A 15,674-nucleotide genomic window follows, 5' to 3' on the forward strand; every position below is an offset into this window, starting at 1 on the left:
AATCAACTCGCACACAAACGCCCATGAACAAGGTATTGCGTCTCTCCGATCTGATCTCCGAAGGCAAGCTGTCCGGCAAACGCGTGTTCATCCGCGCCGACCTGAACGTACCGCAGGACGATCAAGGCAACATCACCGAAGACACCCGCATCCGCGCCTCCGTGCCGGCCATCAAGGCGGCGCTCGACGCCGGCGCCGCCGTGATGGTGACGTCGCATCTGGGCCGTCCCACGGAAGGCGAGTTCAAGCCCGAAGATTCGCTCGCGCCGGTCGCGCAGCGTCTGGCCGAACTGCTCGGCCGCGACGTGCCGCTGGTAGCGAACTGGGTTGAAAACGGCGTGAACGTCGCGCCCGGCCAGGTGGTGCTGCTCGAAAACTGCCGCGTCAACAAGGGCGAGAAGAAAGATTCCGACGAACTCGCGCAGAAGATGGCCAAGCTGTGCGACATCTACGTCAATGACGCATTCGGCACCGCGCATCGCGCCGAAGCGACCACCCACGGCATTGCGAAGTACGCGCCGGTTGCCTGCGCGGGGCCGCTGCTGGCAGCCGAGCTCGACGCGCTCGGCAGCGCGCTCGGCGCGCCGAAGCGCCCGCTGGTGGCGATCGTCGCGGGCTCGAAGGTGTCCACCAAGCTGACCATCCTGAAGTCGCTCGCCGAGAAGGTCGATCAGCTGATCGTGGGCGGCGGTATTGCGAATACGTTCATGCTGGCGGCGGGTCTGAAGATCGGCAAGTCGCTGGCCGAAGCGGACCTGGTCGACGAAGCCAAAGCCATTATCGACGCGGCCAAGGCACGCGGCGCTTCGGTGCCCATCCCGACGGACGTCGTGACAGCCAAGGAGTTCTCGCCCACGGCGAAGGCCGAAGTCAAGGCCGTGGCCGACGTGGAAGACGACGATCTGATCCTCGACATCGGACCGCAAACCGCCATGGCGCTCGCGGCTCAGCTCGAAAAGGCCGGCACGATCGTCTGGAACGGTCCGGTTGGCGTGTTCGAATTCGACCAGTTCGGCAACGGCACGAAGACCCTGGCGGATGCCATCGCCAGATCGGCGGCGTTCTCGATTGCCGGCGGCGGCGATACGCTCGCGGCCATCGCCAAGTACGGCATCCACGACAAGGTCAGCTATATCTCGACGGGCGGCGGCGCCTTCCTCGAGTTCCTCGAAGGCAAGAAGCTGCCCGCCGTCGCAGTTCTGGAAGCGCGGGCTTAACGTGGCGACGCGCTCCTCCCCGGCAAAAACAGCAAAGACGCGCGTGAAGGCGTCGTCCAAAGGCGCCGCGGAGAGCGCGTCAGCCCCGGCCACGCCGGTCACGAAGTCTTCCGCAGCAGAGCGCGCCGCGCGCGCCACGAAAAGCGCGCCTGCCGCGCCTGCCGCGCTTTCACCCGCCGGTCATGCCGGCACTGCATCATCCGGAACAACTGAATCTGGCGTGACGCTGGCTGAATCGCCAGCCGCAGCCGCAACGCCCGCAGCAAGTCCGGCGCTGCATGCGCCGGTTTCGAATACCTCTTCAGCACACAAAAAAGCGACGCCGGTTGCAACTGGCGCGCGGCCCCTGGCAGCATCCTTCGGTGCGCAGCCTCCGCACCTGACTCGCAGCGCCAACTCCAGCGATCCTTTCCAAACGAGGAGACTCATGCATCGCGCCACCAAGATTGTCGCCACTATCGGTCCGGCATCCAGTACGCCGGAAATCCTGCTGCAAATGATTCAGGCAGGACTCGATGTGGTGCGCCTCAACTTTTCACACGGCACCGCCGACGACCACCGCCAACGCGCCGAATTCGTGCGCGAAGCGGCGCGCCAGGCCGGCCGTGAAGTCGCCATCATGGCAGACCTGCAGGGCCCGAAGATTCGCGTCGGCCGCTTTGAAAACGGCAAGACCACGCTCGTGCCCGGCCACCCGTTCGTGCTCGATTCCGAATGCGAACTCGGCAACGACGATCGCGTCGGCCTCGACTACAAGGACCTGCCGCGCGACCTGAAACCCGGCGACGTGCTGCTGCTCAACGACGGCCTGATCGTGCTGGATGTCGTGCGCGTGCTCGGCAGCGAGATTCATACCACCGTGAAGATCGGCGGCGAGCTGTCGAACAACAAGGGTATCAACCGCCAGGGCGGCGGCCTGACGGCGCCGGCGCTCACCGCGAAAGACATGGAAGACATCCGCACGGCCATGTCGCTCGGCGTGGATTACGTCGCGGTCTCGTTCCCGAAGAACGCGACCGACATGGAAATGGCCCGCCAGCTCGCGAATATCGCCGGCGCGCCGTACGGCATCAAGCCGAAAATGATCGCGAAGATCGAGCGCGCCGAAGCGATTCCGGCGCTGCAAGGCATCCTCGACGCTTCGGACGGCATCATGGTGGCGCGCGGCGACCTGGCCGTGGAAGTCGGCAACGCCGCAGTGCCGGCGCTGCAAAAGCGCATGATCCGGATGGCGCGTGAATCGAACAAGTTCGTCATCACCGCCACGCAGATGATGGAGTCGATGATCTACGCCCCGGTGCCGACCCGCGCCGAAGTGTCGGACGTCGCCAACGCGGTGCTGGACGGCACGGACGCGGTGATGCTGTCGGCCGAATCCGCAGCGGGCAAATACCCGGTGCAGACCATCGAGACGATGGCCGCGATCTGCGTCGAAGCGGAAAAGTCGGAGCAGTCCGAGCTGGACAAGGATTTCCTCGACCGCACGTTCACGCGAATCGACCAGTCGATCGCCATGGGCGCGCTGTTCACGGCATTCCATCTCGGCGCGAAGGCCATCGTCGCGTTGACGGAGTCGGGTTCGACCGCACTGTGGATGTCGCGTCACTGGACGCACGTGCCGATCTTCGCACTCACGCCGCGGGTCGGCAGCGAGCGCGCCATGGCCATCTACCGCAACGTCACCTCGCTGCATCTGGACACCAGCAGCGACCGCGACACGGCGTTGCAGCAGGCGCTGGAAACCGTGGTCAGCAAGGGTTACGCGTCGCGCGGCGATATGGTCGTGCTGACGGTCGGCGAGCCGATGGGCCAGGCCGGCGGAACGAACACATTGAAGATCGTGCGGGTGGGCGAACCGTATTGATCGGCTGTAAAACTGCTTGAATCGGCACGGCGGAGCAACCGTCGCACCCCGCGAGAGGCGGCGCGCAGGACTTTGGGACAGCCTTCGGGCGAGTCCCGCGCCTGCAGCGCAAGGGTATGAAGGTTGCTTCGCGATAAAATCCCAATATATAGATGCCGACGGCACAGGTTTTCGTTTCAATCTAGGAGTACATGCATGCCTCTCGTATCAATGCGTCAACTGCTGGACCATGCCGCCGAACACGGTTATGGGCTCCCGGCATTCAACGTGAACAATCTGGAGCAGGTGCAAGCCATCATGGCGGCGGCGGATCAGGTCGGCGCCCCGGTGATCATGCAGGCCTCGGCGGGCGCGCGGAAGTATGCGGGCGAGCCGTTCCTGCGCCATCTGATCGAAGCTGCCGTTGAGTCGTATCCGTACATTCCGGTCGTGATGCACCAGGATCACGGGCAGTCGCCGGCCGTGTGCATGGCGGCCATCCGCAGTGGTTTTTCCAGCGTGATGATGGACGGCTCGCTGGAAGCCGATGGCAAGACGGTGGCTTCGTACGAGTACAACGTCGACGTGTCGCGCAAGGTGGTGGAAGCGGCGCACTCGATCGGCGTGACGGTCGAAGCCGAACTCGGCGTGCTGGGTTCACTGGAAACCATGAAGGGCGACAAGGAAGACGGCCACGGCGCGGAAGGCACCATGACCCGCGAACAGCTGTTGACCGACCCGGAGCAGGCGGCTGACTTCGTCAAGCTCACGCAATGCGACGCGCTGGCTATCGCCATCGGCACGTCACACGGCGCGTACAAATTCAGCAAAAAGCCCACGGGCGACATCCTGTCCATTCAACGCATCAAGGAAATTCACCGGCGCATTCCGAACACCCATCTGGTGATGCACGGCTCGTCTTCGGTGCCGCAGGAGTTGCTGGCGGAAATCCGCGAATTCGGCGGCGACATGAAGGAAACCTACGGCGTGCCGGTCGAAGAAATTCAGGAAGGCATCAAGCACGGTGTGCGCAAGGTTAATATCGACACCGACCTGCGGCTGGCCATCACCGGCGCGATTCGCCGCTACATGGCGCAGAATCCGGGCAAGTTCGACCCGCGCGATTATCTGAAGCCGGCGCGCGAAGCCACGAAGAAGATCTGCGTGGAGCGTTACCTGCAATTCGGTTGCGAAGGCCAGGCGGCGAAGATCAAGCCCGTGTCGCTTGATAAAATCGCGGAGAAGTACAAGCAGGGCGAGCTCGCACAGGTCGTCCGCTAGGCAGTCAGTACAGCACGGACCTGGCCATCCGGCCAGGTTGCAGTCCGTTTCGCCGTTCCCGCATGATAGGGGGAACGGCGTTTCCCTTTTGTTCCGGTCTCATTTTTTGCCCCACTTTTAGCGAACTACGACGATGTCTACCCTTTACGAATCCACGCTCCGCTCGCTGCCGCTGCTCGGCCGCGGCAAGGTCCGCGACAACTATGCGGTGGGCAACGACCAGTTGCTGATCGTCACCACCGACCGTCTGTCGGCGTTCGACGTCATTATGGGCGAGCCGATTCCGAACAAGGGTCGCGTGCTGAACCAGATGGCCAATTTCTGGTTCGACAAGCTCAAGCACATCGTGCCGAACCACCTGACGGGCGTGGCGCCCGAGTCGGTGGTGGCCGCTGACGAAGCCGACCAGGTGAAGGGGCGCGCCGTCGTGGTGAAGCGCCTCGAGCCGATCCTCGTGGAAGCGGTGGTGCGCGGCTATCTGGCCGGCAGCGGCTGGAAGGACTATCAGGCCACGGGTTCCGTGTGCGGCGTGCAACTGCCGCCGGGCCTGCAAAACGCGCAGAAGCTGCCCGAGCCCATCTTCACGCCGGCCGCCAAGGCTGAAATGGGCCACCACGACGAGAACATCACGTACGACGACATGGAACGGCGCATCGGCACCGAACTGTCGGCCACGATCCGCGACATCTCGATCAAGCTGTACAAGGAAGCCGCTGATTACGCGGCCACCCGCGGCATCATCATTGCGGACACGAAGTTCGAATTCGGTCTGGACAATCACGGCAAGCTGTACCTGATGGACGAAGCGCTGACCGCCGATTCGTCGCGCTTCTGGCCGGCCGACGAATACCAGGTCGGCACCAACCCGCCGTCCTTCGACAAGCAGTTCGTGCGCGACTGGCTGGAAACGCAGTCGTGGAAGAAGGAGCCGCCGGCACCGAAGCTGCCGGACGAGGTCGTGGCGAAGACGGCCGCGAAGTACCAGGAAGCGCTCGAACGCCTGACCGGGCAGACGCTCGCCTGATGCCGCGAGTGACAGACAAGGAAGCCCCACAAATGAGCCAAGTCCAGACTGCCCAGCCGGCACAGACAGCACATACGCATGCTGCGCCGCTCGTCGGCGTGCTGATGGGATCCAGTTCCGACTGGGAAATCATGAAGCACGCCGTTGCGATCCTGCAGGAATTCGGCGTACCGTATGAAGCGAAAGTCGTGTCCGCGCACCGCATGCCCGACGAGATGTTTGCCTATGCCGAAGGCGCGCGTGAGCGCGGCCTGCGCGCCATCATCGCGGGCGCCGGCGGCGCGGCGCACCTGCCCGGCATGCTGGCCGCCAAGACAACCGTGCCGGTACTCGGCGTGCCGGTGGCGAGCAAGTATCTGAAGGGTGTCGATTCGCTGCATTCAATCGTGCAGATGCCCAAGGGCGTGCCGGTTGCCACCTTTGCTGTCGGCGAAGCGGGCGCGGCGAATGCGGCGCTGTTCGCGGTGTCGATCCTGAGCGTCACGTCGACTGAATACGCGAACGCGCTCGCCGCATTCCGTGTGCGCCAGAACGAAGCGGCGCACGCAATGGTATTGCCCGCGCTGTAAGCGCGAACGCTTCATATTGCCCGAACCCCGGCCGGCGTACACACGTGCGCGCCGGTCGTGACTGACCACTGAGATGAACCCAGACAACACACCGGTATCACCGATTCTGCCCGGCGCATGGCTTGGCATGGTTGGTGGCGGCCAGCTTGGCCGCATGTTCTGCTTTGCCGCTCAGGCGATGGGCTATCGCGTGGCCGTGCTCGACCCGGACGAAGCCAGTCCGGCCGGCGCGGTTGCCGACCGTCACCTGCGTGCCGCGTACGACGACGAAGCGTCGCTGACCGAACTCGCGCGCCTGTGCGCGGCGGTATCGACGGAGTTCGAGAACGTGCCCGCCACGAGCCTCGATTTCCTCGCGCGCACCACCTTCGTGAGCCCGGCTGGTCGCTGCGTCGCGGTGGCGCAGAACCGCATCGCCGAAAAGCGCTTCATCGCCGAGTCCGGCGTGGCCGTCGCCCCGCATGTGGTGATCGAATCGTCCGCGGCGCTCGCGGCACTCGAAGACGCCAGGCTCGAAGCCGTGCTGCCGGGCATTCTGAAGACTGCGCGTCTCGGCTACGACGGCAAGGGCCAGGTGAGCGTGCGCAATGCCGAAGAAGTGCGCGAGGCGCATGCGTCGATGGGCGGCGTGGCCTGTGTGCTGGAAAAGCGCCTGCCGCTGAAGTTCGAAGTATCGGCGCTGATTGCGCGTGGCGCGAACGGCACGTCGGTGGTCTATCCGCTGGCGCAGAACACGCACCGCGACGGCGTGCTGTCGCACACCATCGTGCCGGCCCCGGATGCGACTCCGACGCTCGTGGCGCAGGCGCAGCAGGCGGCCATGCAAATTGCCGACAAGCTCGGTTATATCGGCGTGCTATGCGTCGAGTTCTTCATTCTGGAAGACGGTTCGCTGGTCGCCAACGAAATGGCGCCGCGCCCGCACAACTCCGGCCACTACACGGTCGACGCGTGCGCCACCAGCCAGTTCGAGCAGCAGGTCCGCGCCATGACCGGCATGCCGCTCGGCGACACGCGCCAGCACTCGCCGGCAGTGATGCTGAACATCCTCGGCGACGTGTGGTTCCCCGACGGCAGCAAGCGTGCCGCAGTCACGCCGCCGTGGCATGAGGTGGCTGCAATGCCCGCAGCGCGCCTGCATCTGTATGGAAAGGAAGAGGCGCGGGCCGGTCGCAAGATGGGTCACGTGAACTTCACCGCGGCGACGCTCGACGAAGCCCGCACGGCCGCGCGCGATTGCGCCCGGCTGCTGCATATCCTGAAGGGCTGACCCAGTCGTTACCATGCCGGATCAAGCTAAACCCGCGGACGCAGCGAAAGCCGCTAACGCCGCCCCTGCCGGCCAGGCCGGCAAGCCGGGTGGATCCACCGGGTCTGCCGGCGCCGTCATCGGCGCCGCGCAGATCGACCACGCGGCAGCGCTGCTCGATGCGGGCGAACTCGTCGCGTTTCCCACTGAAACCGTCTACGGCCTGGGCGGCGACGCTCAAAGCCCGGATGCGGTGGCGCGCATCTACGCGGCCAAAGGGCGGCCGGCAAATCATCCGGTAATCGTGCATCTCGCGCCGCAAGGCGATCCGGGTTACTGGGTCGAGCATTTGCCGCCGGAAGCATTGCGGCTGATCGACGCATTCTGGCCAGGCCCGCTCACGCTGATTCTCAAGCGTGCCGCGCATATTCCGGCAGCCGTCAGCGGCGGTCAGGATTCGGTGGGCTTGCGTTGTCCGTCGCATCCGGTGGCGCAGGCGCTGCTCGCGGCGTTTAGCGCGCGGCGCGGCGGACATGGCGGGGTGGCCGCGCCGTCGGCAAATCGCTTCGGTCATGTCAGCCCGACTACGGCACAACACGTGCGCGACGAATTCGGCAGCATGATTCACGTGCTCGACGGCGGGCCATCGGACGTCGGCATCGAATCGACCATTCTCGATTTGTCGCGCGGCTTTCCGGCGCTGCTGCGCCCGGGGCGTGTGACGCCGCAAGACATTGCCGAGGTGCTGGGTGAGGCGCCGCGTTTGCCGGACGGTTCGGACGCAAGCGCCCCGCGCGCCTCGGGCACCCTCAAGGCGCACTATGCGCCGCGCACGCCGCTGGCGTTGTTGCCGTTTGAAGCGTTGGAGCCCGTGCTGGCGGCGCGCGAGCCGCAGGAGCGCGTGGCGCTGGTCGCGCGCGTGTCGCGCGCCGGACGGTGGGCCGAAGCCGAAGGCGTGCATTTCATCGCCGCACCCGAAGATCCGCATGTCTACGCTCGCGAGCTTTACGGCTTGCTGCGTGCGCTCGACCGCGCGAATGTCACGCGCATCCTGATTGAGAAGCTGCCGGATACGATCGAATGGATCGCCGTCAACGACCGCCTCGGTCGCGCGGCGGCCGCATTCGAAGCGCAGGGTTAGGCCCGGCAGCCTCGCCTGTCGCAACTGCGGCCTGCGCGTGGGAGCCTTTCAAAATCTTCATCCAAAGCGGGAAGCCGGCATGACATGCCCGCTCCCCGCTCCCGCTGAATATCATTGCGAGGCTCAACTGCCTTCGGTGCCAGTCCTTGGCATAATCGTGCCAACAGTTGGCATGGATGAACCCTAAGGGAGGCGAATGGGTATTGCGGATTTCATGTTCACTCCGCGCGAGCAGCGCGTGTTGTCGCTTGTCCTGTCCACGCCGGAGCGAAGCTTCAATCTGGCTGAACTGATGTCGCGCTCAGGCGCAGGCAGCGGTGCCGGTCAACATGCCGTGCGTCGTTTGTGGGAAGCGGGTGTGTTGCGCGAATCGCGCGTCGGCAATCAGCGTCTGTTTCAGGCCAACACGGATTTCCCGCTCTACCCGGAGTTGCGCAGCATCTGCGCGAAGTCGTTTGGGCTCGCGGGCATGCTGCGCGAAGCGCTCGCGCCGCTGATGGAAGAGATCGACGAAGCCTTCGTGTTCGGTTCGGTCGCGAGGGGCACGGATACGGCAGGCACCGATATCGACCTGATGGTGGTGGGGCGCGTGAGTCTCACACGGCTGCTGGATCAACTGGCGCCGCTCGATGCCACGCTCGGACGCCCGGTGCATGTCAATCTGCATCATCCGGCTGAATGGACGGTGTTATGCAGCGAGGATAGCGTGGTGCGGGCCATCGTCGATTCGCCGACCATCCGGATCGTTCCCGACGAGACGCCGCGATCTGGCGGATAAGTAGCGCAATTCTGTCGAAGTGCGGCGCGTTGGATGCGCGCCGCGCGAGTCACCGCAGGCAATGTGCGGTCCCGTCGAGCCGGACATTGCCTGCGCTAGCGTTCGTCAGCCGCTAGCTCAACTCCACAACCTTACTTGCCGATACCCGCAGCTGCGATTGTCTGCTCGGCCGTCTGCGCAAACAGGGCGTGCAGATGCGTGGTCGGGTGAATCGTGTCGGCGAACATATAGGTCTGGTCCGCGCCGGCAACCGTGTAGGTCTGCGGCGAGCAGAACAGCGACGAGCCGAACGAGGTGCCGAAGTCGGAGGCCGTCTCGCCGGGCAGAAGCACGCTCGGGTTTTGCTCGGCGTAGGCGGTTGCGTTGTTGATCATCGCCTGCAGGGCGCAGGCCGTCTGCGTGTTCGACACCTGGAAGCCGTTCGAGGCGAAGTTGGCCACCGCGTTGTCGATGAACTTGAAGGTGTTGAGGTAGATGACCTTGTTCATAATGCCCGCGGACGTCAGCGCGCTCTCCAGTTCCTGATTGAAGACGGTACTGAGGCCCGTGAGCAGTGCACCGCCGTCCGCGGAACCGACACCCTGCGGCGTCTGGCCGATATCGGGCATGTTGGCCAGCACGACTTTGGTGGCGCCATTCTGCAGCAGCTCACCGACGATGCCCGCCAGCTGCGCCGCTGCGGTTCCGACTGCGACTTCCTGCGCACCCGCCGTGCTCGGATCAGCAGCAATGGTTTGCGCTGCGATCAGGACGTCGTTCGCGCCGCCCTCGATCAGCACAAGCTGATTGCCGTTGAAACTGCCGTGCTGCTGAAGATATTGCGTGACCTGGGCATTGACCGATACCGCGGTCGCCTGCGGAGAGCCGACGCCCGGCGTCACCATGATGCGAGCACCGCCTTGCGCATAACCCAGGCCGGTCGTCGCGACCAGCGGTTGTCCGAAGCCACCCAGGTTGGCCGGCGTCAACGTGCCGCCATAGTATTCGGCCACCTTCTGCGTCCAGATCTCGCCCGGGTTGGTCGTGAAGCGGCCACCGCCAAAGTTCGCGGCGATCACCGGCGAATAGGTCCCCACGTCCGACAGGCTGTCGCCGAACGACACCACCTGCAGATTCACGCCGCCCGCGGGCGTCGCGCTCGCGCTGTTATTGCTGCTGCCGCCACCGCCGCACGCTGCCAGCAAGACGAACGCTGCGCTGGCGATCGCCACTTGTGTCATGCGCAACAGACCGCGCTGTTTGATTCCCTGATGTTTCATATTGATTTCATCTCCTCGTATGTGGCTCTTTTGCCATGTGATGCAGGCAGCGCCCGCCGCTTCGGCGGCGTGGCGACAGCTTACAGAATCTTCCCCGGCCTGCGCGCTGTTTGAAACGCGGCCGGTTGTTTTTAGAAAGCGTCCTCAGATACGGTGTGTTTCGTTTTCAGATACGTTGACCTGCTACCTCCTGTTGCGCCGTGCCGGCAGATTCACGGGCACGCGCGAGCTGGGCGTGATAGTCGGCGGCCCATGCGGGCGGTCCGAACAGCGCGCGCAGTTTGTTGCGCAAACCCTGTACCCGCAGCGCGTCGCCGAACATCGAGGTCCATTCGTGAAACGTCGCCTTCAACGGGTTGTACGTGTACAAAGGTTCGACGATGCCGTACATCGGAAGGTCGTCTGGATCCTCCTCGACGAAGCTGCCGAACAGCCGGTCCCAGATCACCAGCACGCCTGCGTAGTTGCGGTCCAGATAGCGTTCGTTGCGCGCGTGGTGGACGCGATGAATCGACGGCGTGTTCAGCACGTATTCGAGCCAGCCGAGCTTGCCGATCACCTGCGTATGCACGAAGAATTGAAAGGCCAGATTGATCAGCACGATGGCGACGATCTGCGTGGGCGGAAAGCCGAGCACGGCGAGCGGAATCCAGAACACCCACATGCCGGCAATGGGATACATCAGGCTCTGCCGGAAGGCGGTGGAAAAATTCATCCGTTCCGACGAGTGATGCACGACATGCGCCGCCCATAGCCAGCGCACCCGATGACTGCAGCGATGAAACACGTAGTAGAGCAGGTCCTGCGTGACGAACAGCACCACGAACGACAGCCATCCCGCCGGCCACGTGCAGACGCGGAAATGGCGATAGCAATACGCATAAACGGGGATGATCGCGAGCCACGCGAGCTTGTCGGCGGCCTGCTGCATGAGCGCAAGCGCGGCATTGCACAGCGTGTCGCGCCAACTGTAGAAGCCCGCGTCCGGGCGCGTGCGATGCAGGTGCCACGCCTCCCAGCCGATACATGCGAGGAAGACCGGCGCCATGGCGAGCAACAGCAATTCGGCATCGAATTGCATGTCCGTCTTCCTCCGTGGTCCCTGACCGCTGCGATTGCCGCAGCGGGCGTTGTCGTTATTGTTTGATCTGGCAACGCCGGCGAAACCGGCGCGCGGCCTGCGCGCGCCTCGATATTTTTGAAGCGCGCTTCAAACACTGCCGCAAGCGTACACGCTCTACGGCTCGCCGCGCGCGGCTTCGCTAGAAGGAATCCTCAATGCTGGCCGTGCTTGTGCGGGTTTTTCCTGGGCTTGGCGCGCGGCTCGGCGGCGACTTCCTGCATCGGTTGGGAGGGACCCTGATAGACCCATTCGAGCAGGGCATCGTGCGCTGCGCGGGCGGCCTCCGAATGCGGGTCGTTGATGATGCTGACGACGATGTAACTCACACCGTCGGCCGATGCCACGTAACCCGCAATGGCCCGCACGTCGCGCAGCGTGCCGGTCTTGATGTGCGCATTGCCGCCCACCGGCTGCGAAGTGAGCCGGTTGCGCATCGTGCCGTCGACGCCCGCCACCGGCAGAGAATCGACAAACACCTGGGCGACCGGGCTGGCATTGGCGGCCTGCAACAGGTCCGCCAGCGAGAGCGCCGTGACGTGTTCGTCGCGCGACAGACCCGAGCCGTTATCCAGCGAGAGGTACTCCGTGTTCAGGCCGCTGCGCTGCAGAAACGCTTCGATTGCGCGCGCCGATTTTTCGGGCGTCGCGGGCGGTTTGTTGACGGTCGCGCCGATCGTCAGGAACAGGTTGCGCGCCATCGTGTTGTTGCTGAACTTGTTGATGTCGTGAACGATGTCCGACAGCATCGGCCCGTCGTGCGTCGCGATCAGACGTGCATTCAGCGGCACGGCGCCTTCGCGCGTGGTGCCGCTGAAGGTGCCGCCGGTCTGCTGCCACAGCGCGAGGAAGCCGCCCGCGAAGAACGCGGTGTGATCGAGCACGGCGACGTTGAGCGAGCGCGGACCGCATCGTTCGGGATAGTCGCCATCGAACGATGCGACGACCGTGCCGTTCGGTTGCGGCGTCACGGCAGGGGTGGGCAATTCGCCGCGGCACGGTCCGCGCGTCGCGTGCAAATGATTGTCGATCTGCAACTGCGAGAGCGCGGGAATCACGTCGACGGCAACGCTGCCGTCCGGCGACGGCGTCATCGTAAACGTCAACGACTTGAACGCGTAGAGCAGCGGATCGGGGCCGACGTTGTACGGCGCAGTGGTGTCGTCGTCGAACGGCGGCAGATCGCGGGTCGACGGATCGAAGAAGCGCTTGTCGAGCACCAGCGCGCCGTCGATGCCGTTGATGCCCGCCTTGCGGATCTTCTGCACGAGGTCGATCAGTTCTTCCGGCACGAGCTTCGGGTCGCCCGTGCCCTGGATGTACAGGTTGCCGTGCAGTACGCCGTTCGCATCGAGATTGCCGTCCGCATACGCGGTGGTCCGCCAGCGATAGTCCGGCCCGAGGATCGACAGACCTGAATAGGTGGTGATGAGTTTCATCGTCGAGGCGGGCATCATCGGCTTGCCCGCGTTGAGTGCGACGATGGGCGTGCGATCGCCGACTTTTTCGACCACCACGCTGATCGCGGTCAACGGCACGTGGGCGCGCTCCAGACCCGCCATGACCGCAGGCGGCAGCACCGTGCTGACGCTGACCAGCGGATGCGTCGCCTTGACGCGGGCTTGCGCCGGCGCGGCGCAGGCCAGCGCGGTACACGTCATCACCCAGGCTGCGGCGCGCCAGTGACGCCCCATGCGCGCCGCATGCGGGCTGCTGATGGCGGTGGAAAAATCAGATGGGGCAGAGGCAGCAGACGAAGCCAGACGTGGCGCGAGGCGGCGTGCAAGTGAAGACAAAAAGACGAGCGTCATGAACGGGCGAAAAGACCAAAAAATCACGGCTGAAGCACGGCGCAAGGCGCGGCGTGCTCAGGTATGGCGTTACGGAAGAGGGCGCGCTGCTTTCGCGGAGCACGGCAGTCGAGCGGCTACCGGCGAGCACGGCGCAACCTTTCGTTCACGCTACGCGTCAGTCCCGTCAACCTTACGCACTGCGGCTGGAGTCACATGGCGCGCTGCGCAAAAGCGCTCATTGTAGAGACATGCCGCTGCCTGCGTGAAATTGCGGGATGAAATTCGCCGGCACGAGCGCCGCTGCGCGTGAGCGCGGCACGGGCGCTAGAATGCGGCATCATGAATGTTTCGGGACTCGTACAGCCATGCGCATATTGCTAGTCGAAGACGACCGGATGATTGCCGAAGGCGTGCGTAAGGCGCTGCGCGGCGAAGGCTTTGCCGTCGACTGGGTCGAAGACGGCGACGCGGCATTGAGCGCGGCGGCCAGCCAGCCTTACGATCTGGTGCTGCTCGATCTGGGTCTGCCCAAACGCGACGGCCTCGACGTGCTGCGCACCTTGCGCTCGCGCGGCCATACACTGCCCGTGCTGATCGTGACCGCGCGCGACGCGGTGGCCGACCGCGTCAAGGGACTCGACGCCGGCGCAGATGACTACCTCGTCAAACCTTTCGATCTCGACGAACTCGGCGCCCGCATGCGCGCACTGATTCGCCGTCAATCCGGCCGCAGCGATTCGACGATCCGCCACGGCGCGCTCACGCTCGATCCCGCCTCGCATCAGGTCACCCTGGCCGGCGCGCCGGTGGCCTTGTCCGCCCGCGAATTCGCGCTGCTCGAGGCGCTGCTCGCGCGGCCTGGCGCCGTGTTGTCGAAGAGCCAGCTCGAAGAAAAGATGTACGGCTGGGGCGAGGAAATCGGCAGCAATACCGTCGAGGTGTATATCCACGCGCTGCGCAAGAAGCTCGGTGCGGACCTGATCCGCAACGTGCGCGGCCTCGGCTACATGATCGCCAAGGACGCCTGAGCCGATGCGTTCGATCCGCCGTCAATTGCTGTTCTGGCTGCTTGCCATCGTGCTGCTCGGCGTCGGCATTGCGGGCTGGCTGATCTACCACCAGGCGCTCGCCGAAGCCAACGAGCTGTTCGATTACCAGCTGCAGGAAATCGCCGAAGCGCTGCCGTCCGAGCCGTTTTCGCAAGTGCTCGGCTCGCGCGACACCGGCGACGAAGGCATCGTGCTGCAGATCTGGAATCGCAACGGCGCGCTGATGTACTACTCGCGGCCGCGTGCGCCGCTCGCGCCGCGCGCCGAACTGGGTTTTTCGACGGAGCGTACGGATCGCGGCGACTGGCGCGTGTACGGTGCGATCGTCGGCGATAACGTCGTGCAGCTGGCGCAGCCGGTGTCCGTGCGGAACCGGCTGGCCGCCAACGTCGCGTTGCGCACGTTGTGGCCGTTGATCGTGCTGTTGCCGCTGCTCGGCCTCGCGGTCTGGGTAGTGGTCGGTCGCGGGCTCAAGCCGTTGCGACGCGTGACGGGCGCACTCGACGCGCGTCATCCGGAAGCACTCGATCCGCTTCCCGATAGCCGTCTGCCGCTCGAAGTGCAGCCGCTGGTGCGCGCGCTGAACGGGCTGCTGCAACGGCTCGCGACCGCGCTCGATACACAAAAGGCCTTCGTCGCCGATGCCGCGCATGAACTGCGCACGCCGCTTGCCGCCGTGCAGATCCAGACGCAACTGGTGGCGCGCGCCGCCGACGAGGCCACCCGCCGCGAGGCGCTCGCCGATCTGCAAGCAGGCGTCACGCGCGCGACGCGGCTCGCCGAGCAACTGCTGGCGCTCGCGCGCTCCGAGCCGGACAGCGATCTGGAGACGCAGACGATCGATCTGCGCGCGCTGCTCGAAGACTGCGTGCTCGCTTACGCGCCGCTTGCGCAACTGCGCGGCGTCGACCTCGGCATCGAGGTCAACGAGCCTGCCAGCGTGACCGGCAATGCCGACGCGCTGCGTGTGATGCTCAACAATCTGGTCGACAACGCGACCAAATACACGCCGCCCGGCGGCCGGGTCGACGTGAACCTGTTGACCGGGGACGGCCGGCCGGTCGTGCGGATCGCCGACAGCGGGCCCGGGATTCCGCCCGCCGAGCGCGAACGCGTCTTCGACCGTTTCTATCGGGCCGGGGCCAGCGCGGATCGCGCACGCACCGACGTCTCCGGCAGCGGCCTGGGCCTCGCCATCGTGCGCCGCATCGCCACGCAGCATGGCGCGAGCGTGACGCTCGGCGAATCGCCGGCGGGCGGCTTGCTGGTCAGCGTGCGTTTCTAACGCAAAGGAAGCAGCGAAGAGGGCCGTAAGGCACGTGAAGTGGGCGGGTTTAAAGGAGTTCCCATA

General features: G+C 64.9%; 13 protein-coding genes. 10 read left to right on the forward strand and 3 right to left on the reverse strand.

Annotated elements, in window-relative coordinates:
- Positions 1-23: 23 nt before the first annotated feature.
- From VGH41_RS05155 to VGH41_RS05190, 8 genes are all read left to right on the forward strand, one after another.
- Positions 24-1,217 (forward strand): phosphoglycerate kinase, encoded by a 1,194-nt coding sequence (locus VGH41_RS05155; RefSeq protein WP_331596315.1) that lies wholly within the window; start codon positions 24-26, stop codon positions 1,215-1,217.
- A 427-nt stretch (positions 1,218-1,644) separates the two neighbouring features.
- Positions 1,645-3,081 (forward strand): pyruvate kinase, encoded by a 1,437-nt coding sequence (pyk, locus tag VGH41_RS05160; protein WP_331596267.1) that lies wholly within the window; start codon positions 1,645-1,647, stop codon positions 3,079-3,081.
- 195 nt (positions 3,082-3,276) lie between these two features.
- A complete protein-coding gene (gene fba, locus VGH41_RS05165) occupies positions 3,277-4,341 on the forward strand; it encodes a class II fructose-bisphosphate aldolase (protein WP_331596268.1) in 1,065 nt (354 codons plus the stop codon).
- A gap of 133 nt (positions 4,342-4,474) precedes the next feature.
- Positions 4,475-5,365 (forward strand): phosphoribosylaminoimidazolesuccinocarboxamide synthase, encoded by an 891-nt coding sequence (locus VGH41_RS05170; protein ID WP_331596269.1) that lies wholly within the window; start codon positions 4,475-4,477, stop codon positions 5,363-5,365.
- Between the two features lie 32 nt (positions 5,366-5,397).
- The gene (gene purE / locus VGH41_RS05175) at positions 5,398-5,934 is read left to right on the forward strand and encodes a 5-(carboxyamino)imidazole ribonucleotide mutase (RefSeq protein ID WP_331596270.1); all 537 of its coding nucleotides are present in this window, start codon (positions 5,398-5,400) and stop codon (positions 5,932-5,934) included.
- 73 nt (positions 5,935-6,007) lie between these two features.
- A complete protein-coding gene (locus VGH41_RS05180) occupies positions 6,008-7,204 on the forward strand; it encodes a 5-(carboxyamino)imidazole ribonucleotide synthase (protein WP_331596271.1) in 1,197 nt (398 codons plus the stop codon).
- A gap of 13 nt (positions 7,205-7,217) precedes the next feature.
- The gene (locus VGH41_RS05185) at positions 7,218-8,324 is read left to right on the forward strand and encodes an L-threonylcarbamoyladenylate synthase (protein ID WP_331596272.1); all 1,107 of its coding nucleotides are present in this window, start codon (positions 7,218-7,220) and stop codon (positions 8,322-8,324) included.
- Positions 8,325-8,520: 196 nt separating this feature from the next.
- Positions 8,521-9,102, forward strand: coding sequence for a nucleotidyltransferase domain-containing protein (locus tag VGH41_RS05190; protein ID WP_331596273.1), 582 nt, complete (start codon positions 8,521-8,523; stop codon positions 9,100-9,102).
- A 131-nt stretch (positions 9,103-9,233) separates the two neighbouring features.
- Here VGH41_RS05190 and VGH41_RS05195 read toward each other — a convergent pair whose 3' ends face one another.
- From VGH41_RS05195 to dacB, 3 genes are all read right to left on the reverse strand, one after another.
- Positions 9,234-10,361 carry an SGNH/GDSL hydrolase family protein gene (locus VGH41_RS05195; RefSeq protein WP_331596274.1) on the reverse strand — a complete coding sequence of 376 codons (1,128 nt, stop codon included), beginning with the start codon at positions 10,359-10,361 and terminating at the stop codon, positions 9,234-9,236.
- A gap of 166 nt (positions 10,362-10,527) precedes the next feature.
- Positions 10,528-11,442: a sterol desaturase family protein gene (locus VGH41_RS05200; RefSeq protein WP_331596275.1), complete on the reverse strand. Its 915-nt coding sequence runs from the start codon at positions 11,440-11,442 to the stop codon at positions 10,528-10,530.
- 194 nt (positions 11,443-11,636) lie between these two features.
- A complete protein-coding gene (dacB, locus tag VGH41_RS05205; RefSeq protein ID WP_331596276.1) occupies positions 11,637-13,292 on the reverse strand; it encodes a D-alanyl-D-alanine carboxypeptidase/D-alanyl-D-alanine endopeptidase in 1,656 nt (551 codons plus the stop codon).
- A 347-nt stretch (positions 13,293-13,639) separates the two neighbouring features.
- Here dacB and VGH41_RS05210 point away from each other — a divergent pair, with 347 nt between their 5' ends.
- Both VGH41_RS05210 and VGH41_RS05215 read left to right on the forward strand, forming a co-directional pair.
- Complete coding sequence (locus tag VGH41_RS05210) at positions 13,640-14,302, forward strand: response regulator (RefSeq protein WP_331596277.1); 663 nt, start codon at positions 13,640-13,642, stop codon at positions 14,300-14,302.
- 4 nt (positions 14,303-14,306) lie between these two features.
- A complete protein-coding gene (locus tag VGH41_RS05215) occupies positions 14,307-15,608 on the forward strand; it encodes an ATP-binding protein (protein ID WP_331596278.1) in 1,302 nt (433 codons plus the stop codon).
- Positions 15,609-15,674: the final 66 nt, after the last annotated feature.

Origin of the sequence: Paraburkholderia sp., assembly GCF_036488795.1 — a bacterium.
In the GTDB taxonomy this organism is placed as follows: domain Bacteria; phylum Pseudomonadota; class Gammaproteobacteria; order Burkholderiales; family Burkholderiaceae; genus Paraburkholderia.